At 55.7% G+C, this 23,420-nt stretch carries 10 protein-coding genes and 1 tRNA gene; 8 read left to right on the top strand and 3 right to left on the bottom strand.

The genetic code is table 11. The features are described from left to right. Positions 1-3: 3 nt before the first annotated feature. The 5 genes from AC3DKS_RS10520 to AC3DKS_RS10500 all read left to right on the top strand — a co-directional run bounded on the left by AC3DKS_RS10520 (position 4) and on the right by AC3DKS_RS10500 (position 17,169). Positions 4-2,145 carry a PorP/SprF family type IX secretion system membrane protein gene (locus tag AC3DKS_RS10520; RefSeq protein ID WP_272606940.1) on the top strand — a complete coding sequence of 714 codons (2,142 nt, stop codon included), beginning with the start codon at positions 4-6 and terminating at the stop codon, positions 2,143-2,145. Beyond that, a complete protein-coding gene (locus AC3DKS_RS10515) occupies positions 2,146-15,600 on the top strand; it encodes a T9SS type B sorting domain-containing protein (protein ID WP_272606941.1) in 13,455 nt (4,484 codons plus the stop codon). 17 nt (positions 15,601-15,617) lie between these two features. Then, on the top strand, positions 15,618-16,580 hold the full coding sequence (locus AC3DKS_RS10510) for a PorP/SprF family type IX secretion system membrane protein (protein WP_041326945.1): 963 nt from the start codon (positions 15,618-15,620) through the stop codon (positions 16,578-16,580). 116 nt (positions 16,581-16,696) lie between these two features. Continuing rightward, positions 16,697-17,056, top strand: a complete 360-nt coding sequence (folB, locus tag AC3DKS_RS10505) for a dihydroneopterin aldolase (protein WP_041327459.1) — start codon at positions 16,697-16,699, stop codon at positions 17,054-17,056. 42 nt (positions 17,057-17,098) lie between these two features. Then, positions 17,099-17,169 (top strand) — tRNA-Cys (locus AC3DKS_RS10500). A gap of 46 nt (positions 17,170-17,215) precedes the next feature. On the opposite strand, the gene AC3DKS_RS10495 is transcribed toward AC3DKS_RS10500, so the two are convergent. Genes AC3DKS_RS10495 through rnr form a run of 3 tightly spaced genes read right to left on the bottom strand, consistent with a single transcriptional unit; the run spans position 17,216 to position 20,798 of the window. Beyond that, on the bottom strand, positions 17,216-17,881 hold the full coding sequence (locus AC3DKS_RS10495) for a LysE family translocator (RefSeq protein WP_041327461.1): 666 nt from the start codon (positions 17,879-17,881) through the stop codon (positions 17,216-17,218). Positions 17,882-17,887: 6 nt separating this feature from the next. Further along, complete coding sequence (locus AC3DKS_RS10490; RefSeq protein ID WP_049764830.1) at positions 17,888-18,580, bottom strand: head GIN domain-containing protein; 693 nt, start codon at positions 18,578-18,580, stop codon at positions 17,888-17,890. Positions 18,581-18,614: 34 nt separating this feature from the next. Beyond that, a complete protein-coding gene (gene rnr / locus AC3DKS_RS10485; RefSeq protein WP_272606942.1) occupies positions 18,615-20,798 on the bottom strand; it encodes a ribonuclease R in 2,184 nt (727 codons plus the stop codon). 742 nt (positions 20,799-21,540) lie between these two features. Between rnr and AC3DKS_RS10480 the strand changes: the two genes are divergently transcribed. From AC3DKS_RS10480 to AC3DKS_RS10470, 3 genes are read left to right on the top strand one after another with little or no spacing between them, the layout of a single operon-like run. Further along, positions 21,541-21,996 carry a nuclear transport factor 2 family protein gene (locus AC3DKS_RS10480; protein WP_015753366.1) on the top strand — a complete coding sequence of 152 codons (456 nt, stop codon included), beginning with the start codon at positions 21,541-21,543 and terminating at the stop codon, positions 21,994-21,996. A 38-nt stretch (positions 21,997-22,034) separates the two neighbouring features. Next, on the top strand, positions 22,035-22,466 hold the full coding sequence (locus AC3DKS_RS10475) for an RpiB/LacA/LacB family sugar-phosphate isomerase (protein ID WP_015753367.1): 432 nt from the start codon (positions 22,035-22,037) through the stop codon (positions 22,464-22,466). Between the two features lie 42 nt (positions 22,467-22,508). Then, entirely contained in the window at positions 22,509-23,420 is a 912-nt protein-coding gene (locus tag AC3DKS_RS10470; RefSeq protein ID WP_272606943.1) for a cation diffusion facilitator family transporter, read from the top strand.

Here is a 23,420-nt window from a genome sequence, read left to right as displayed (position 1 = left end):
ACCATGAAACGCATAGTAATGTTTGTACTGGTGTTGTGCACTGCAGGCCCCCTGGCCCGCGCCCAGGAGGAGAACCCGATCCTCGCCTACGAAGTGCCGTCCCAGAACCTGTTGAAGTACAACCGGTTTTTGATCAACCCCACCTTTTCCACGGTGCGGGAGGACAAGTCCTACATTAACTTGCTTCATAGAAACCAGTCGGTATCTTTTGACGATAACAACCAGATGTACTTCCTGAGTTACAGCGGTCGAATCGGGGACCGCTCGGGCCTGGGGTTGAGCCTGTATACGCAGCGGGAAGGGACCCTGAGCAATTACGGGGTACTCGCCAACTACGCCTACGGGGTGAAGCTCAGCGACAAAAGCAATTTTACCTTTGGAGCCAACCTCTCGTATTACAGCAGCGGTTTTGACGAAAGCCTGGCAAACCCCGTGGAAGACGACCCCTTCCTGAGCGGTTTTCAGAACAGTTCCCTGCTGACGTTTCAGCCGGGTTTCAACATTTCCTACGGCCCCTTTGACTTTGGGGTGTACGCGGAGAACCTGATTGATTACAATTTGAAGACAAGTGACTTCATAACCGAATTCAAGGATAAAACCTTCTCGGGCCACCTGCAATATACCCACCAATTCCCGGCTGCAACGGGGATCTTTGAAGAAGGTCGCCTGATGCCCCTGGCGCGGGTCCGGAAGGTAGGAGAAGACGAAACCGTCCTGGGGGGGAACCTGATCCTTGACCTGCCCAAACTGGGTTGGCTGCAGGGCGGTTACGACAGTTTTTACGGTGCCTCAGCCGGGATAGGATTCAACATCAACCGGAGGCTTTCCATCGGATACACCATGGAAAAAGGCCTTTCGGACACGCAGGACAACCTGGGGCTTACCCACGAGATCTCCTTTGCCTATTCCTTTACGCCCAACCTGACCGAAGATCGGGTGATGCTGGAAAACGGATATGAGGATTCCCTGGCAGATGCAGATGACGACGATATAGAAGTAACCGACAAGGACGCCGAAATCGCAGAACTTAAAAGGCGGTTAGCCGAAAACGATGCAATCCTTGCCGAATTGATGTTCCGTCAGGATTCCCTTGAAAACAGCCGCCAGCGCGAACTGGAACAGCGGTTTGAGATGGTGATGCGCATGGTGCGGCAGGAAACCGGCGGGGAACGCCCTGACCTGGAAGACAAGGCGCGTCAGGTGTATTTCGTCAACAACGACGCCACGAGAACCGGACGGGACTCAAGCAACATGCCTTTCGGTATTAACACTGAAGACCAACCGGGCAACAACGCCCTGGCCGCCTCCGCAGATACTGCGCGCAAAGAAGAAGCCGCACGGGCTGCAGAAACTGCCCGCAGGGCACGCGCTGAAAAAGCCATCGCCCGCGACCGGGACCGGACAGCGGTTGCCGATGCCGGGGAGCCGGCCAAAAGCCAGACAGCAAATGCTGCCACCCAACCGGAAGCCTCCCGGGTTAAAAGCCGGAGATTCCGCGACCTGCAGGGTGTACAGGACGGCTACTATGTGGTAGCCAATGTCTACAAGGGCACCACCTATTTGGACAAGTTTATCAACCGCCTGGAAGCCGACGGTATCGGCGCAGACTATATCGATAACCAGAACAACGGCCTGAAATACGTATACCTCACCCGGTATGACAACTGGGAAGATGCCGCACGGGCCGTAAACTCCAAAGTGGACGGCCGCTACCAGGGCGACCTCTGGGTCATGCAGGTAGCCAACCGATACAGCAACGAAGCTTATGCCGCCAATTCACGCCGCATTGAAGAAAAATCCGATCAGTATGAAAGTGATGTGCTGCAGAAGAACGTGGTGGAACGCGACAAGACCTCCGCAGGCGAAATAGCCGGAGAGGCCTTGATGGGCCAGGGGGGTACTGAATTCTACCTGATTGCCAACGTTTTTGCCAACCCGGGGAATGCCAACCGCTTTGTACGCTACCTGAATTCCCTGGGGCTCAGTGCCAGTTATTTTATCAACCCGGATAATAACTATCGGTATGTTTACCTGAAGCGGCACGAAAACTGGAACAGCGCACTGATCTCCTACTACTCAAAAATCAACAACACGTACGACGACAAAATGTGGATCATGCGTGTGAGACCCAACCAGATCGCCTAGATGAAACCAACCAGACTCAGAAGACTTCTTCTGGCCTGTCTGTTGCTGACCACAATAGGAGGCCTTGCTCAGGAATACAACTCCTTCGATGTCCGCTACCAGGCGAATCTTCGGGGAGACCTGACATTTATAGCCAATAATATCGTCAACCGGCAATCCGGAAGCAACGACCCGGAAGATCCGTATAATGCCACTGGCAACTCTTCCACGTACAACGATTGGCTGAATATGCAGTACATCGACGTGGATTCCGACCCATCCACTTTCAGCTCGAGCTCGGCCACCTTTGCCTACGACGACGCCAACTGTAACCTCATCCGGTACGCCGGGTTGTACTGGTCTGCCACCTATCCGAGCGAACAGGCCGGGCAGGCCGTGGGAACCAACCGGCAAAACGACTTCAACCAGGTCAAATTCCGGGTCCCCGGCGGCGCCTACGTGGACGTAACGGCCGATGAGGTGCTTTACGACGGATTTACCAGCGGCGACAATTCGATGCGGCAGAACAGCCCGTATGCCTGTTATGCGGACGTTACGGCACTTGTGACGGCCCTGGCCGACCCGCAGGGGGAATATACGGTGGCGAATATCCGCTCCGTGGTCGGATCCCTCTCTCCCGGAGGCGGGGCAGCCGGGGGTTGGACCCTGGTCATCGCCTACGAAAACCCGAATCTCACCGGGAAACTCATCACCACTTTTGACGGTTTTGCCCGCGTGCGCAGCGCCAACCCCACGGTGGATATCAACTACACCGGCTTCAACACCATCCCGGCAGGCCCTGTAATTGCGGACATTGGAGTAGCCGCGCTTGAAGGGGACAACCGGATTACCGGCGACCGCCTGCAAATTAGCTCGGCCACGATTCCGGGATTTACGACGATCAGCAACGGGGCCAACCCGTCCAATAACTTCTTTAACAGCAATATCAGCGAGGACGGGGCAATTGTAAACACGCGAAATCCGAACAGCGTCAATACGCTGGGGTACGACACGGATATGTTTATCCTGAACAACCCGCTCAATTCGGTCATCCCGAACAACGAAACAGCCGCCACTTTTCGCTTTACCTCCAACGGCGACCAGTATTACCCATTCTTCAATTCCTTTAACGTGGAGATCATCGAGCCGAACATCGTGCTCGAGAAGCGGGTAGAAGACATCGCCGGGAACGATATAACCGGGGCCGGGGTCAACCTGGGGCAGTTGCTCGACTACGTGCTGACGTTTGAAAACCTCGGGAATGACGACGCCACCAACTATACGATCCGGGACATTCTGCCAATCAACGTCGCTCTGGATGAATCGAACCTCACGCTGCCACCCGGGGTAACCTATACCTACGACCCGGGGACGCGGGAAGTGATCTTCTCGATACCGGACAACCTTATCGAGGAAGGCGACCCCGCATCTTCCATCCGCATGCGGGTGCAGGTGGCCGAAAACTGCTTTGATTTTATCGACGCCTGTACAGACCTGATTCAGAACCTGGCCTATTCCACCTACCAGGGCGTCATCAATACTGCCGTAATTTCGGACGACCCGAGCGTCTCCGATTTCGATACCTGCGGCTTTGTAACGCCCGGGGCAACAAACTTCCTGCTGGACGACCTGGAAAACTGCGATTTCTCAAGGGAAGTGGAGCTTTGCGGGACCAGCGTGGTCCTGGATGCCGGCGACAACTTTGACGAGTATATCTGGTACCGGGACAACAACGGGGACGGCCTGATTGACGGCGGCGACACGGTCATTGACGACGGGGACCCGGATAACGATCCGAGTACCCAGCGCGTAACGGAGACCGGCCAGTACATCGTGGACAAGATTGTGGCGGACCCCTGCAAGGGCTTCCAGGAAATCATCACCGTTACGCTTCCCGGTGTCACCCAGGAAAACCCGATCGTCACGCTGATCAACGACACCTCCAATACCGTGGAAGGCGAGGTGGTAACCTGTGCCAACGACGGAGACCTGTTGCCCAAGATCTTCCTCTGCGGCCTGAACGACACGGAGCTTATCCAAATCAACATCCCGGATGCGACCAGCATTATCTGGGAACAACTGGACGAGGCCAGCTGTGCGGATTCCGGGGACGACTGCGCCAACAAGAACTCCGCCTGCACCTGGAACCAGGTAGACACGGGCAACGACTTTCTGGCGGCCGATGCCGGCGAATACCGCGTAGTGGTCAACTATCAGAACGGTTGCTTTACACGCTTCTATTTCAACATATTCAAGAACCCGCTGGACCCCCAATACGACGTGACGGATATTATCTGCAGCACGCCGGGGAATATCACGGTCACCAACATGCCGGCCCAGTACGAATACCAGCTGCTGGATGCCGTGAGCGGCAACGTGTTGGTGCCTTACAGCGCGAATAACGGCCCGAGCTTCGACATCGCCACCAACGGCGCCTACACCGTAGAAATGCGGCAGGTGGGCGTGGTGGACGGCTGCGTCTTTTACCTCGAAAACATCGGGGTACTGGCCCGGGACTTCCAGGTGGATGTCACCACCTCCGACGTGGATTGCAACGGCCTGGGCGCAATCGATATTTCCGTGCTGAATGTAGAGCCCCAGTACTACTACGAGATCTCCCAGGGGGGCACCGTGGTGGACACTTTCGGCCCCAGCACCGACAACAACTACAGTTTCGACAATATCAACGCCGGCACCTACGACGTACGGGTAACCACAGACGACGGGTGTTTGCATACCGAGCAGGTAACCATCGTGGACCTATCCGACCTGGAACTCGAGGCCCGCGTCTCCCAACACATTAGCTGTAAAGAAGGAAACATCCTCATGTCTTCGGACGGGGGGAGAACGCCCCACACCTATGCCATCTGGGAATATGTAGACGATGGGGGCGTAACGCAGATTTCCTATGCGACCCCGGCCGATATCCCGGCTTCTGAGTTTCAGACGAGCCAGATTTTCGACATCATGGACCCGGGCCAGTATACCTTTGTCGTCGTAGACCGGAACAACTGTTTCTCCATTTCGAATACGGTTGAAATCGAATTTGTCCCGGCAGCCGACTACAATGCTACTTCCGTGGTTGATGTGCTTTGTTTTGGAGAGTCTACGGGTGAAATTCGCTTCAACCTTGTAAGCAGCAATGGATATCAGTTAACGTACTACCTGTTCAATGCCGCCGGGTTCGATGAAGACAACTTCAACTATGGGGATGCCATCGCCACGAATGGCTCGGGGGTTTTTGCAGGATTGCCCGCTGGCGACTACGCCATCGTAATCAACCAGCGGAAAGGGAGTGCAGATTGCGACTATTTTGAATATCAGACCGTATCCCAGCCCGCGTCCGGCCTTGCCGGTGATGCCGCGCTCACCCAGCCGTACACCTGCCTGCAGGATGCCACCATCCAGGCGCAGAACGTCGCCGGAGGTACTGCTCCTTACGAATACAGCATCGACGGGGTCTCCTTTGGGGCTTCCGATACATTCGCCGGCCTGACTGCCGGAACTTACAATATCACTATCCGGGATGCCGCGGGTTGTACCGTGGTAACGAATTCAATCACCATCGACCCGCTGAATCCGCCGGACGACCTTACATTCGCGGCCACCCAGCCCACCTGCCCGGCCCTGGTCTCCGACGTCACGGTAACGGTCAGCAACGGCACGGCGCCCTTTGTGGTTGAAATCATCGCGCCTGCCGCCCAGGCCGCCGATTCCTCCTCCGGGAACACGGCCACCTTTAACGGGCTGGCCCCGGACACCTACACCTTCCGCGTCACGGATGACAACGGGTGTACCTATGAAGAAAACTTCACGATAGATCCGGTGGTCCCGATTACGGTTTCCGGCGTTCAGGTTTCGCCTGTCAGCTGTTTTGGCGGATCCGACGGGGAGGCCCGCTACACCGTAAGCGGTTTTGCCACTTCCTACGACTACGCGGTAACCGGCCCGGCCGCCTTCTCGGGCACGGGGGAGACTAATGCAACCATCGACCTGACCGGCCTGGCTGCGGGCACCTATGACATCACCGTTACGGATACGGATACGAATTGTACGGATACGGCTTCGGTAACCATCGACGAGCCGGCCAGCCCCCTGGCCTTTACATTCAGCGCCGTACAACCCACTTGTGTCAGCGACGGCTCAGTTACCATTTCGGCCAGCGGCGGCTGGGGCAGCTATTCCTACCAGCTCACCCAGCCGGATGCCACAGTGCTCGGGCCGCAGGGCAGCGCCACTTTCAACAACCTGACGCAGCTCGGTAGCTACACCATTGCGGTTGAGGATGCCAACGGCTGCGTGGAAACCGATACCTTCACCCTGTCCGCCCCGTCCAACCCGACGGTGAGCCTGGACCCGGTAACCGACCTCTGTTACGACCCGGCCTCGGGCGTGAGCCTTACGGCCACTGTTTCGGGGGGTACGGGCCCCTTCTCGTACAGCCTCAATGGAGGCCCCGGACAATCCGGCAACACCTTCAACAACCTGACCCCCGGCAATTACACGGTGGTGGTTACGGACATGAACGGCTGTACGGCTACTTCGGGTACCGTCACCATTGAGCCCCAGCTGACCGCCACGTCGGTACTCACCAAGGAGCTCGATTGCTCCGCTTCCCCGGATGCGGTTATCGACGTTACCATCAATGGCGGGTACGCCCCCTTTGCCTATCAGGTAAACGGCGGGGCCTCCACCCCGGTTGTTGGCAATGCCTTTACCTATACCACCGCCACAGACGGTACTTTTGTGTTTACGATTACCGACGCGGAAGGTTGTACGGCTGAAACCACCGTGGTGGTCGATCCCATCACCAACCCGGTGGCCACGCACAACGCAACCGACCCCGCATGTGCCGGGGCATCGGACGGTCAGGTGGAAATCCTGATCGACACAAACTTCGGAACCGCCCCCTACCAGGTGGATTTTGACGGGGCCGGCTTCGGCAGCCAGACGGTATTCAGCAACCTGGCGGCCGGCACCTACAACTACACCGTACAGGATGCCAAGGGCTGCTTGTACAACGGCTCGGTAACCCTTACAGACCCGGCCCCGATTGCAGCCGACGCGGTCCTGGTCCAGGGGTATACCTGCCTGCAGGACGGCAGCATCCAGGCGCAGAATATTACCGGGGGAACACCCGGCTACACCTACAGCATCAACGGGGTCAACTTCCAGGCCTCCGACACCTTTACCGGTCTGACAGACGGCACGTACACCATTACCGTGCGGGATTCCGCAGGCTGCACGTTTGTAACAGCCTCCGTGGTGATTCCACCCCTGGACCCGCCCTCCGACATCAGCTTCAGCGCCACCCCGCCGAACTGCCCGGCCGAAGTCTCCGACGTTACCCTGACTGTTACGGATGGGGTAGGGGCCATCACCTATGAGATTATCGCGCCCGCTGCCGTTAACAATGGCAACAACAACGTATTTACAGGACTTGCCCCCGACACCTATACCTTCCGGGTAACGGATGCCAACGGGTGTTCCTATGACGAAGCCTATACGATCAATCCGGTAACGCCCATCGCGGTTGCCGGTTCCCTGGTACAGGATGTAAGCTGTGTAGGCGGATCGGATGGCGCTGTGGATTTTGCCGTCAGCGGCTTCTCCACCACCTATGCCTATTCGGTAACCGGCCCGGCAACCTTCTCGGGCACCGGGGAAAGCGGCGCGGTCATTAACCTCACCGGTCTGGCTGCCGGCGATTATACGGTGGTGGTTACCGACGAAACCACCAATTGTACCGCTACGGACACCGTGACGGTAAGCGAGCCGGCCCTGCCCCTCGCATTTACCTTTACCGTTACCCCGCTGACCTGCGCGGCAGACGGTTCCGTGACTATTTCGGCCACCGGCGGATGGGGCGCCTATACCTACCAGTTGGAGCAACCCGACACTAGCGTGCTCGGGCCCCAGTCCGGAAATACGTTTACCGGCCTCTCCCAGGTGGGCACCTATACGATCACCGTGGAGGACGCCAATGGCTGCGCGGTAACCGACACCTTTGACATCACCACGCCGGCCAACCCGGTGGCGAGCATCGACGCATCTTCGGATGTCTGCTACGACCCCTCCGGCGGGGCCACCGTAGTGGTGGGAGCTTCCGGCGGCGCGGCGCCCTATTATTACAGCATGAACGGCGGGGCTACCCAGACGTCCAATACGTTTGCCGGCCTGGTGCCCGGGAACTATACATTCACGGTCCGGGACAGCAACGGGTGTTCCGATACGGTAGCCTTTACCGTCGAGCCCCAGCTTACGGGTAATGCAGTACTGACCAAGGACATCGATTGTACGGTATCCCCGGATGCCATCCTGGATGTAACGGTTAACGGGGGGTATGCCCCCTACACCTATGAGGTGGAAGTTAACGGCGGCGGCTTTACGCCTTATGCCGGAGGCTTCCCTTACACCACGGCAACCCCCGGGACCTACCAGTTCCGGGTCACGGACAGCCAGGGCTGCGTGGGCCTGACCAACACGGTTACGGTTACGGCGGCCGTAGACCCCCAGGCCACGGCCACCACCATCGACCCGACCTGTTTCGGCGACTCCAACGGGGTAGTCGAGATCGATATCGACCCGAATTTTGGGCAAGCCCCCTACCAAGTAGACTTTAACGGAGCGGGATATAGCAACCAGACAGTTTACTCCGGCTTGCCTGCCGGCACCTACAATTACACGGTAAGGGACGACAAGGGCTGTACGTTTACCGACAGCGTCACGCTGACAGACCCGCCCCTGTTTGACGCCAGCATTACCGTGACGGACGTGTCCTGTAGCGGGGCTCCCGGGGGTGGCGACATTCCGGGCCGCATCGACATCTCCATCATCAGCGGGGGGACCCCGAATTTCACCTATACGCTGTACGACCAGATGAACAATATCGTTCCCGTAACCGGGTCGAACCCCATCGTAAACACAGCGGCAACCAGTGTCTCCTTTGACGGCCTGGACTTTGGCGACTACTATGTGCGGATCATCGATGCCAACGGCTGCGAATTCTACCAGAACCCGGTACGCGTCCTGGCCAACCCCTTCCTGACACTGGATTCCCAGGCGATCGTGGATTGTGCCACGGGCGGCACGGTGACCCTTTCCGCCGATGGCGGTTCGGGCGATTACAGCTTTAGCATCTACGGCCCGGGGACCCCGCCAAACTCGGAAACCGCAGGCCCGGGAGCCAATGAAGAACAGGCCGTTTTTCAGGGTTTGAATGCCGGCCAGTCCTATGTGTTTGAAGCTATCGACAACGTAACCCTGTGTACGAGCTACGTGGAGGTGGACATTCCGGCCCTTTCCGGTATCGAGGTGGTACCCACTCCGGCGGTTAACGACGTGACCTGCTTTGGCGACACAAACGGCTCCATCGCCTTCCAATTCCAGAATTTTGACGGCACGGTTGCCGACATCAACTACAGTATCCTGGAGGCGCTCACCAACAACCCGACGGGCTTCTCCGGCACAGTAAGCGGGCCCATGGGCGGCCCCACTCCCCTGGAGACGGTCAACAACCTGCCCCCGGGCGATTACGTCCTCTATTTTGAGGAAGCCACCAGCCCGTTCTGTTCGAATACCTGGGATTTCCGGATCCTGGAGCCTTCGCCCATTACGTTTAACCTGGTAGACCAAAACAACGCGAATTGCAACGAGGATGCCCAGGTTACCGTCCAGGCTACCGGCGGTTCCGGCGGGTTTACCTACGCCTTTGTGGAAGACGGGGTCGCCCCGGTTCCCGGAGACTTTTCCGCCAGCAGCTATGCGGAGCTGGACCCGGCCGTCAACACGGACTGGGATGCCTATGCCATGGATGCCAACGGCTGTATGACGCCGCCCCTGGACATTACAATTACCGCGGACCCGGAACCTGTGATATCCGCAGTAGCCAACCAGTGTTCCGCCACCGAAGGCAATTTTGAAATTACCGTTACCCTGGATGTTGCCGGTGTCGGCCCGTATATGCTAAGTCTGGACGGTGGGGCCTTTCAATCCACTTCCCTGGTGAATGCGGGGGATACCCATGTTTTCACTGGCCTGAGCTCCGGGACGCACACCGTGGAAGTCCGCGATTCGAATTCTTGCGGCAACCTCGTTTCCCTGGATATTTTCCCGCCATCCGACCTGACCGCTGAGGCCGTGGTACAACCCACCTGTGCCCTGAACGACGGGCAGGTTCTCCTGACGGCATACGGTGGCTCCGGGGTATACACTTATGAACTTTTCCTCGGCGCGGTCAGCGTCACGGGAGGGCCCCAGGCATCTCCCCTGTTTACAGGGCTGGCGCCGGGCACCTATACGGCTTTTGTATACGACAGCCTGGCCGTTGGTTGTGCAGCATCTTCAAGTATTGTGCTGAACGTCCCCACCAACGTGGCTTTTACCACCAACGTCACCGACGTGAGCTGTACGGGCGGTTCGGACGGGGTCATCACCGCAACCCTGGACCCGGGTCAGGACAACCCGCCCTACACCTACCAGCTCTTTGACGCCCTGGGCATTCTGCCGGTTACCGGCGTACAGTCCAGCCCGGTCTTTACCGGCCTGGCCGCCGGCGACTATACCGTGCGCGTAACTTCCGGACGCGGCTGCCAGCAAGATGATGTCGTTACGGTGGCAGAACCGACTCCGGTAACCGCATCTGCAACGGCCACGAGCTTTGCCTGCGCCCCGGACAACACCGTGACCCAGGCGGTAGTTACAATAACCGGTGGGGGCGGAACCGCACCCTACCTGTATAGCCTGGACGGAGTGAACTTTACGAGCTCCAACACGTTCAACATCAGCGACACAGGTGCCGTGCAGAACTTTACGGCCTATGTGCGGGACGCGAATGGCTGCGAGGAAACCGACAACATCAGTATCAGCCCGATGCCCGTCATCACGGATGTGAACGTAAGCCAGCTTACGGCCATTACCTGCTCCAACGACGAAGTTGTGCGGGTTACCGTTACCGGCGGTTCCGGCGACTTTGACTTTGACCTGCTCCCTCTGGGGTCGGCTCCCACCCAATCCCCGGGTGCCGGTTTCTACACAGCCGATTTCAACCTGGCCGCCCCCGGCGATTATGTATTCCGGGTTACGGATAATGGCACGGGATGCTACTTTACGACTACCCCGTATACCGTGGCACCCTACGATCTGATTGAGGCTGTAGCCACAGCAATCACCCCGGTAGACTGTTTCGGGGATACGGATGGGGAGCTTTCCCTCCAGGTTAACAACTACGCCGGGAATTACACCTACCAGGTATTTGACAGTGCGGGCACCCCGGTAACCGGGGTCGTGCCTGCAGACACCTCGGTGAACCCCCGGACCATCGGCAGCCTGGCGGGCGGCAACTATTACGTAGAAGTCATCGCCACGGATACGCCTTTCTGCGACGACGTTTCAAACACCGTGACCATCGCCTCCCCGCCAGCGGCTGTGAGCCTGGCGGAAACCGCCAATATCAATGCGAATTGCAACACGGGCGCTCAGGTAACGGTTGCTGCCAGCGGCGGCACCCCCGGATATACCTATGCCTTTGTGCCCACCGGAAATATCCCCGTGCCCGGCGATTATTCGCCCAGTGCCACAGCGGTACTGAACCCGGCCACCTATCCGGCCGACTACGATGTGTACGCTATGGACAGCAACGGGTGTTTCACCTTTATCACCGTAACTGTGGACGAGGACCCGATGCCCACTGTTGCCGCCCCGGCCTACGCCGCAGACCAGTGCGCCTCGGACGGTTCCAGCTACACCTTTACCGTTGCAGGATCCGGGATTGCACCCCTGAGCTATAGCGTAGGTGCCGGCTTCCAGGCCTCCCCGACCTTTACGGTAAGCGCCCCGGGCACCTATACGGTAACTGTCCGAGACGCCAATGGGTGTACGGCTACGGATACGATAACCATCCTGCCGCCCCTGGCCCTGACTGCCCAGCCCACGGTACAGCCCACCTGTGCCCTGAATGACGGGGAGATCACCGTCACAGCCCAGGGTGGCTCCGGCAGCTATGAATACGACCTGCTGGACGGCGGCGGGGTGAGCGTCATTGGCGGGGTACCCCAGGCCTCCAATGTATTCACAGGCCTGGCCCCGGACACCTATACGGCCATCGTATACGATACCTCCGGCACCGGCTGTGATGCCCAGGCGCCTGTAACGCTGGAAACCCCCACACCGGTATCCTTTACCACCGCCGCAGAAGATGTCAGTTGTGCCGGGGGTGCCGACGGTTCCATCACGGTGACCCTCGATGCCGGCCAGGACAACCCGCCCTATACCTACGAATTGTACGACGGGACGATGACACTCGTGGCAGGCCCCCAAAACAGCCCGCTGTTTACCGGCCTGGCAGCAGACAATTACACGGTGCGCGTGCTCTCCGGCAGGGCCTGTGAAGCCAGCCTGGCCCAGGCAGTTGCAGAACCCACCCCGCTGAGCGTCACCGCTGCGGCCACGGCCTTTGCCTGCGCCCCGGACAATTCGGTAAACACGGCAACCGTTACGGTAACCGTGCCGGGTGGTGCGGGAACAGCCCCGTACCTCTACAGCCTGGACAATGTCAACTTCCAGGCGTCGAACACCTTTGAGGTGGCGGATACCGGTGCTGTACAGAACCTGACGGTCTATGTGCGGGATGCCAACGGATGTCCGGCTACCGACACGGTTACCCTGGACCCGCTGAACGTCTTCACGGCTACCGTGACGCAAAATATCGCCATCACCTGTGCAAACCCGGAGGAAGTCCTCGTTTCCGTAAGCGATGACGGCAACCCGGCCAACACCTACACGGTGGAGTTATTGCCCCCGGGCAACCCGAACGGCTCCCTGAACACTGTGGTTTCCAATACGCAGACCACCTGGGACCTGACCGTCCCCGGCACGTATGTGTTCCGGATTACCGACGATGCCACCGGGTGTTATATCCAGACCGCTCCCTACGAGGTGCCCCCGTACGACCTGATCCAGGTTGCAGCCGCACCTGTTAACCCCGTTACCTGTTTTGGGGATACGGACGGCGCGCTCTCGGTGAACATTACCGGGTATACCGGAGCCTACGACTACGAGGTGTTTACTGCAGCCGGGGTTTCTACCGGCGTGGTCGGAAGTGCCAATACGAGCACGAACCCGCTCACCGTAAATGGCCTGAGCGGCGGCAACTACTTTGTCCGTATTACAGAGACTGCTTCGCCTTTCTGTGCCGAAGACTCCAACATCATAACCATTATCTCCCCGGATATGGCGCTGACGGCTGTCGTCAGCCAGGTAGCCGACGTTACCTGTACGAACGACCAGGGGGAAATCCTGGTGGATCCCACAGGCGGTTACGCACCGTATGACATCGTCCTTACCAATACCACCACCGGGCAGGCCTATACGGCCAACAACGTCCAATCCCGCGTGTTTGCCGGGCTTTCCGCAGGTTCCTTTACGGTTGCCGTTACGGATGCCAATGGCTGCGTCTACAACGATACGATCGACCTGGTTGAGCCGGCGCCCATTGCGGCCGGGATCAATGCGGCCCCCGCCGTCCTCGCCTGCTATGGCGACACAAACGGGGTAGTTACGGCCACGGGTGTCTCCGGCGGCTCAGGCAGCTACCAGTACAGCCTGAACTATTACGACGCGGCCGGCGCCACTATCGCCTTCTCATCCGGATTCCAGGCAAGCCCCGTATTTACAGGGCTTGGAGCCGGCATCTACAGCATCACGGTATCCGATGGCTGGAATTGCGATTTGGAAACCGTCCAGGTAACCATCACCGAGCCCACCGAAGTGGAAGCCAACCTCATTCAGACGGCATCCATGACGTGTACCACCGACGCAGAGATATACCTGACCGCAACCGGAGGCAACGGCCCGTACGAATACAGTACGGACGGCACCACCTATTCGCCCATGTCAGGCGGAAACTCCCATACCTTCAGCGTGACGGATGGCACGTTCCAGTACTATGTGCGCGATTCTTTTGGTTGCGAGGCGGATATCTCCAACCAGGTGAGCATTGAGCCCATCCCGCCCCTGATGCTCGACATCGACACCAGCGCGGCCGTGATCAACTGTACGGGCGAAATGACTGCGAGCCTCCGGGCTACCGCCACCGGCGGCCTGGGCAGCTACCAATATGAGCTGTACGGCGATGCCGCCCTGACAAGCCTCCTGTCTGGTCCGCAGGCCAACGGCACGTTTAGCGGCCTGGGTGTGGGCAGCTACTGGATCCGGGTCACCAGCCAGGATTGCGAGGAGGTTTCCAATGAACTGATCATCACGGAGCCCGTTCCCCTGCAAATCGACCGGGAGGAGTTCACTGACGTCACCTGCAACGGGGAGGACGACGGTACGATCACCGTGGAAGTTTCCGGCGGCACCGGCAACATCCTCTACGCCATCAGCCCGAACCTGAACCAGTTTGACGACAACAACGTCTTTACCGACTTGGCGCCCGGCGTCTATGACGTAATTGCCCAGGACGAGAACGGCTGTTTCCTGACCTTCCAGTTCACCATTTCCGAACCGGCGTCGATTACGGTGGATGCCCAGGCAACCCCCGAGGTATGCGCGGGCAGCGAGGACGGCATGATCGATATTGCGATCAGCGGCGGCACAGCGCCTTACCGGACGGCCTTCAACTCGAATGCAGATGCCGATTTCGGACCTGCCCAGTCCACATTCAGCGGATTGGCTGCCGGCACGTATGTGATCTTTGTAAGGGACGCCCAGGATTGCCAAACCAATGTAATCGTGGAAATCGAGCCCGGCGTAAACCTCAATGCAGTTGTAACGCCTGTATACGAGTGTACCGGCAACATCCCGGATAACTACCTGGAGGTGGCGCTGGAAGACCCGTCCGTTGAAAATGACGTCATGTACGCCCTGGATTCCACGGATCCGGCCGACATGCAGCTGGATGCTGATTTTGCCGGCCTGAGCCCCGGCCCGCATTACCTGGCCATCTCGCACGCCAACGGCTGCGTACAGACCATCGATTTCGAAATCGAAAGTTTTGAGCCCCTGACCCTGATCCTGGAACAGCGGAACATCAACGAGATTACGGCCCTGGCGGAAGGCGGCGTAGCCCCCTATACGTTCTATTTCAACGATGACGACAACGGGGAGGACAACACGTACTATATCACCGAATCCGGCGTGTATACCGTACGCGTGGTAGACCAGAGCGGTTGCGAGGCCGTGGCCCAGATCGAGATGGAGTTCATCGACATCGAAATACCCAACTATTTCACCCCGGACGGGGACGGCAACAACGATTTCTGGATTCCCGACAACCTGGAGGGCTTCCCGGAAATACTAATCAAAATTTATGACCGTTATGGTAGAGTGGTAGATGAACTCGCCTATGGATTCCAGGGTTGGGACGGGACATATGAAGGTCGGGAATTACCCACCGGAGATTACTGGTACGTAATCAAACTGAACGGTGAACGCGACGAGCGGGAATTCGTCGGGCATTTTACCCTGTACCGCTAACGATAACCTACAACACGATGCGCTGGAGAATAATATTATGGATGTTGCTGCTGGGAAACCTTGGGGTTCGCGCGCAGGAATTGAATTCGCCCCAGTTGTCCCAGTACCTGGCAGACAACCCCTTTGTTCTGGCCCCCACCTATGCGGGGATCGGCGACCACGTGAAGATCCGCCTGAACGGCCTCAGCCAGTGGGTGGGGATCAAGGATGCCCCACAGACCCAGTCCCTGGCTGCCGATGCGCGGATCGGCAACAAATCCGGCCTCGGGATCTTTCTCTACAACGATAAAAACGGATATACGCGCCAGCAGGGGGCCCGGCTCTCGTTTGCCCACCACCTGACGCTCGACCGGTATGAGGACGAATTCCTCTCCTTCGGGATATCGTATAATTTTAACCAGTTCCGCATCAATATCGAGGAGTTCCGCGATTCCCCGGGGGTGCCCACCAACGACCCGAATGTCACGGACGACCGCTCCACGAGCAACCACAACTTCGACGTGGGGATCATGTACCGGATCAACAAGTTCTACGTGGCCCTGAACGCCTCCAACCTGCTCGATAAGGACCTGACGAGCTTTAACCCGATCTTTGAGCCGAACCACCTTCGGAACTACTACGTATACACGGGATTCCGGTATTCCAAGAACAAAAACAGCCGGGTGGAAATAGAGCCCTCGGCCCTCTACAAGATCTTTGAAAGCGACGGCCGGTCCGAAACCGACCTGAACGTCAAGGTCCGCCTGTACGATTTTGAAGATTACTACTACGGGGGCATCAACTACCGCTTCCTGAACGACCAGATCGGGAAACCGCTGTACATCGCCCCCTTTATTGGTCTGAAAAAGAACAATTTTTACTTTGGCTATTCCGTGCAGGTGATCCTGAACGACATCCTGGCCTACAGCTACGGGACGCACGTAATCACCGTCGGGATGGACCTGTTCCAGGGCCTCAGCAACTGCCGCTGTACCTACTAAAAGCCCCTTCTGCATCCCTTTACTTCTCACTGGGCCCCATTACTGGTGGCCGGACTCCATAGCTGCATCCGGCGCCGGCGCATTTTTTCCTAATTTTGCGGTAAACAAATTGCATGCTGGGTAAAATACGACTGGAAAATGTCAGGCTCTACGGTTTCCACGGGTGCCTGAAGGAAGAGGAGATGATCGGATCGGATTATCGCGTGGACCTCGAGGTAACTGCCGACCTGTCCCGGGCCGCCGCTTCCGACCGGTTGTCGGACACCGTGGATTACGTCCACCTGCAGACCATCATCCGGGAGGAGATGGCCAAACGCACCAAGCTCATCGAAACCGTAGCCGGGCGTATCCTGGACCGCGTCCTGGAGGAGCTCGGGGAGGTCGTAGAAGCGGAAATTGCCGTTTCCAAGATCAACCCGCCCATCGGCGGGGATGTCCAGCAAGTGACTGTCTGCCTGCACAAAAAAAGAGGCTGAGTTTTTTGGATGCGGGGAATGTATTAACTTTGCCCCCCTGAGGGCATCGTGGCCGAGTGGCTAGGCACAGCTCTGCAAAAGCTTGTACAGCGGTTCGAATCCGCTCGATGCCTCTGAAAAAGAAACCCCGGAAAATCCGGGGTTTTTTTATTCCTTCACCTATTCCCGTATCAGGTCGATTCCCTGTTCGATGGATAACTGGTCCTTGGGCAGGAACCCCTTGACAATCAACACCACCCCGCAGATAATCAGGATGATGCCCAGGGCTTTTTTTACCCAAAAGATCCGCTCCCGGGTGAGTTTTTTGCGCAATTGCTTGGCCAGAAGGATCTTGAATATATCCGTGACCAGGTAGGCGGCCAGCATGGCCGAGAAAAAAGTGAGGATGCGGTTGGGCTGGTTGTCCAGGCTTGGGCCCACGATAATGATCACGCCCAGCCAGAATACGAGTACGCCGATATTGATAAAATTCAGCAGAAATCCTTTGACGAACAGGCCGAAGTAATCCGAGGACCGGGTTACGATATGCGGTTTTTTTTCCTTGAAATCGGACCGGAAAACCGTTGTAAGCCCGTACACCAGCAGGATCACCCCGCCAAACACATAGAGGCCGGGTTGGTTGCTGAGGTTTTCCAGGAGTTGGAAGCTGCTGAAATAGGCGATAACCAGGAAGAGGATGTCCGCCAGCACCACGCCGAGGTCCAGGGCCAGGGCTGCGCGGAAGCCTTTTGTAGCACTGGTTTCAAGAAGGACAAAGAACACGGGGCCGATCATGAAGCTCAAAAAGAAGCCCAGGGGTAGTGCCGCGCTAATGTCATCCCAAATCACCTGCTACATGCGTTTTATCGTTCCGCCAAAAACTGTTTTTTCTTCCATTTTGTCCGGGTCGCCGTAAACGAACACCTTGCCCCCCGCCTTCACGGTGGCCTTTACGTAATCCGAGGCGTGGATTTCCGCTGTGGAACCCGCATTGACGTTAACGGTACAAAATCCGGTAGCGAAGTCCCTGCCCTGATAGATGCCGCCCGTATTGATCTGAACATCCTGGTTCTTCGATTTCCCCGAGGCCGTAATAATGCCGCCGGTTACAGCCTTGACCAGAAACTGGGTTACTTCCGCCTCCAGGACAATTTCCCCTCCTTCCTGGGCTTTAACCTCCAGGACATCCTGCCGGATCACGTCCCTGGATTCGATGCGGGCATCCTCGTTTACATCGATAATTAACAGGGGATCCGTGTAATACAGGTCTACAAAAGTGCGATATCCGCTAAAAATCTTGGTGATCTCCATCCGGACTTTCAGGATTCCGTCGTTGTTCACAACAGCCACCTGCCGGGTATTTTCACCCCGCACCACGGCCTGGTTCCTGTCGCTGCGGATCAGGTTGAGGGAAATGCCGTCAAATACTTTGATTTCCCGGAAAGGCCCGGTATCGTGGGTCACCTGGGCATCCTGCGCGCGGAGCCCCGCAGCCGTCAGCCCTGCCAAACCAATCCAGAGAAACAGAAATTTACATTGACGCATCCTGGGGTACTTTGGTACAACTTGGTTTCCGGGTTCAGGCCTTCCCGATCAGGGAAAAATCCAGGTGGCGTTTGATCAGGTCGGAGTTTTTAACCATCACCCGGACCTCATCGCCCAACTGGTATACCTTGCCCCTGCGTTCGCCAACGAGGGCGTACTGCTTTTCATCAAAGGTATAATAATCATCTTTTATATCCCGGATCCGCACCATCCCTTCGCACTTATTTTCGATGATTTCCACATAGATCCCCCATTCGGTCACCCCGGAAATCACCCCGGTAAACTCCTGGTCCTGGTGGTCCTGCATGAATTTGATCTGCATGTACTTGATGGAATCCCGCTCCGCCTGGGCCGCCAGGGCTTCCATTTCAGAGGAGTGCTTGCACTTATCCTCATACAGGGTCTCGGGGGCCGATTTGGCCCCGTTCAGATACTGGTGCAACAGCCGGTGGACCATTACATCGGGATATCGCCGGATCGGGGAGGTAAAATGCGTGTAATAATCAAATGCCAGCCCGTAATGCCCGATATTGTCCGTGGTATAGGAAGCTTTGCTCATGCTGCGGATGGCCAGGGTGTCCACCAGGTTCTGCTCCTTCCGGCCCTTCACATCCTCGAGCAGCTGGTTGAGCGAATGGTTCAGATTTTTCTTGTTCTTGAAATTCAGCTGGTGGCCAAAGCGTTTGACAATCCCGTTCAGGGCAATGAGTTTGTCCTCATCGGGTTCGTCGTGTACGCGGTATACAAAGGTCTTTTTAGGCTGCTGCTTCCCGATGAATTCAGCCACTTTCCGGTTGGCCAGGAGCATGAATTCCTCAATGAGTTTGTTGGCGTCCTTGCTTTCCTTGAAAAATACCCCTACCGGGTTGTTTTCCTCATCCAGATTAAACTTCACCTCCACCTTGTCAAAGGAAATCGCCCCGTGCTGCATCCGCAGCTTCCGCATTTTCCTTGCCAACTGGTCCATGGTGTAGATGGCGTTGACGATTTCCCCGGAAATCTGGTAGGCCTTGCCCCGGATGGAAATATCGGCGGGGATGGAACCCCGTCCCGTCTCAATCACGTGCTGGGCTTCCTCATAGGCAAAACGCTCGTTTGAGTGGGTCACCGTCCGACCGAACCACTGGTCTTTTAACCGGGCCTGGTCGTCCATGATAAAAACAGCAGAAAACGTGTATTTGTCTTCGTGCGGCCGCAACGAACAGGCGTTGTTGGAAAGAATCTCCGGCAACATGGGCACCACGCGGTCTACCAGGTACACCGAAGTTGCCCGGTTATAGGCCTCTTCCTCCAGGATGGAATCCTCGTTCAGATAATGTGAAACGTCTGCAATGTGGATCCCGATTTCGTAATCGCCCCCGTCGAGTTCCCGGAACGACAGCGCATCGTCAAAGTCCTTGGCATCCTTCGGGTCGATGGTAAACGTCAGGGTGTCCCGCATATCCCGACGTTTTGAAACCTCATTGGGATGGATCCGGGTATCCAGGGAATTGGCGTAGTGCTCCACCTCGGCGGGAAATTCATACGGCAACCCGTATTCGGCGAGGATTGCATGGATCTCCGTGTTGTGTTCGCCGGGCACCCCTAAAACCTGGGTTACTTTTCCATAGGGGGAATCCGCATCCTCCGGCCAACTCTTGATTTCCACCAGTACTTTTTCCTTGTCTTTGGCACCGTTCAGGTCGTCCAGGGAGACAAAAATATCGGTATACATCCGGGAGTCCGTAGGCCGGACAAAAGCAAAAGATTTGGACTGGTCCACAATGCCCACAAATGCATTTTTACGGCGCTCCACTACCCGGACCACTTTACCTTCCGGCTTGCTTCCCTTTTTCTTTTGGAACAACTGTACCTCTACGGTGTCCTTGTGGAAGGCCCTACCCAGGTTCGGGGAGGTGATAAATACATCTTTCTCCAATTCCGGGATCACCACGTATCCGTTCCCCTGAGAATTGATATCGATCTGCCCGGTCAGCACCTCCACCTTATGGATGGCCTGGTATTTTCCCGGGGATACTTCTTTAATCCGATTTTTCTGGGCCAGCTGGCCCAGGCGCTTGATGAGAAGGTTTCTGCCTTCGGTATCGCCGATCTGCAGTTTACCGGCTATTTGTTTGTAGTTGAAGTTCTTTTTAGGGTCGGACTCTAATACACTGAAGATTCCTTTGGTAATTTCGTTGATAAGGTGATTCTTTGCCCGCTTCTTTCTTTTCGACATGTACATTTTAAATTTCGCCGCAAATTACGAATAATATTCCGAGGAAGGCCCCGGAACCCTGTCTATTAAGCGATTCGGTCAATTAACAATTTAAACAACATATTCTATTATTAATTTGATTTTATAAAAAGATGATAATAGATATGATAGGCTGTTAATTCAGGGGATAAAAAAACATCGTTTTCCTTGTGAGATTCAATGCTAAGAACTTATCGACAGGATATATGAAGCAGAAATGGGTAGAATCAATGGGTTATACAGGTTATCAACGTTGTTTAATAAGTGCTGTTAACAGGAATTTTTGGATAAATAAACAGCGGATGTGTGTTGATTAGGGCATCGATCGCAGCGGATAATCCATGACAAAAAATGACAGTTACCCCTTGAATATCCGAGATTTTAAGTCCAATGCAATTTTTATGCAGGATAACAAAATTGGGTTGTCACAAATTGTGCCCCGGGTTTTCAACAATATGGCAGCACAGTACTTCGCTCAGGATAAAGCAGTTGAAATTATTGTAAAAAGCAGCTGTTAATTACCCGGGTTCGGCTCCAAGCCGGCTTGGTTTTGTAACTTTACAGGGGTGTAAAAGAAATAGCGACTGCAGTGATCAACGAAAATGTAGGGATTAGGTAAGACTCCGTGTAAAACCGAATGGTTTGTGAGTAGGAATCTGCTACTACTCATACACAAAACGATAGATACAATTTAAAACTACCAGGATTGAATATTAAATCAAGTTTGAAGTCATTAGTCTTTGTTTTCTTAATGCTTTCGGCAATCAATCAAGTTGTTTCACAGCATGCCACAAAAGCCCATAAAGACTCATTAGAAACAATTGTTCAGAAATATTATGATTTAAACCTCAAAATATTTCAAGCAAATTCCACAATCGATGATATCGACAAAACCTTTGAACTTTTTACAGAGGACTTTACATACGTTCATCCAAAATATGGTGGAACATACACCAGAGAAGATTTATACAACGGATATGTAAGGAATCAAAGAAATGGAGGTTATGATGGAAAAGTTACAGATATTAAAATACTGAATAAAATCACAGGACTTAACGCTGTTGTGACACAAAAGTGTTTTGTAGAAATTATAGATGGTGAAATCAAAGAGGGAGAACCAGAAATGACTCTTTTTGAATTTAGGGACGGGAAAATATCTCGAATTTTTGAATATTGGTAACGCAAAAAAACTGTATCTAACGGTTTAAATAGAATGAAATGAAAATAGCCATTGGAAACGACCATGCGGGTACCGAGTACAAGCTGGCCATTGTGGGTTTGCTAAAATCCATGGATATCGAAGTAATCAACCACGGCACCGACGGTACGGACGGAGTGGATTATGCGGATTTTATCCATCCGGTTGCCACGGATGTCGCTTCCGGGGAGGCAGACCTGGGGATTGTGGTATGCGGCAGCGGGAACGGTGCCTGTATGACTGCCAACAAGCACCAGGAGATCCGGGCGGCCCTCTGCTGGAACAAGGAAATCGTTTCCCTGGCTCGGGAACACAACAATGCGAATATACTGGGCCTGCCGGCGCGGTTCCTGGCCATTCCCCAGGCGCTTGAGATGGTGCGAACTTTCCTGGATACGCCTTTTGAAGGCGGCCGCCACCAGAGGCGAATCGAAAAAATACCCTGTTACTGAACCAGGAGGTTTGTGCGTAAGTGCCAGCTGAATTGAGGATCCATGGGACACTCCCACCATCACCACCACCATCATCCCACCACAGGCGGTCGCAACCTGTTGATATCCATCGTCCTCAATATCCTGATTACGATTGCCCAGGCTGTGGGAGGTTTCCTTTCCGGCAGCCTTTCCCTGCTATCGGATGCCCTGCACAACCTGAGTGACGTACTCTCCCTGGTCATCAGCTATATCGCCAATGTACTCACCCGGCGGGAACCTTCAACCAGCAAGACTTTTGGTTATAAGCGGGCGGAGATTATCGCCGCCTTTGTAAACTCGGCTTCCCTGATCGTAATCGCAGTTTTTCTGATTATTGAAGCTGTAGAGCGATTCCTCGAACCCCAATCCATCGATTCGGGCATCGTTATCTGGCTTTCCCTCCTCGGCATCCTGGCCAACGGGTTCAGCGTGCTGCTCATCCGGAAGGATTCCGGGAAAAACATGAACATGCGATCCGCCTACCTGCACCTGCTCACGGATATGATGGCTTCGGTAGCTGTCCTTACCGGGGGCATATTGATGTATTATTTCAATTGGTTCTGGATCGACCCGGCCCTGACAATCGCCATTGCGCTCTACCTGATCTATATGGGGTACGACCTGCTCCGTTCTGCCACGCGGGTGTTGATGCTGTTTAGCCCGGACCATATCCGGGTGCAGGAAATCGTAGGGAGTATCAGCGCCCTGGATGCGGTGAAAAACGTGCATCACGTCCACTTGTGGCAGCTCAACGAGGACTCCATCCACCTGGAGGCACACATCGACTTTCACAGCGACATCCTCCTGTCGGAATTCGAGGTCATCCTGTCTGAAATCGAAAAAAACATGCTCCGGGATTACGGGATCAACCACCTGAGCATCCAGCCGGAATTCGGCAAATGCGACAGCAAGCAAATTATCGCCCAGCACTGA

The organism is Robiginitalea sp. (genome assembly GCF_982776155.1).
Note: the sequence above shows the minus strand (reverse complement) of the source record. Positions and strands in the feature narration are given on the sequence as shown.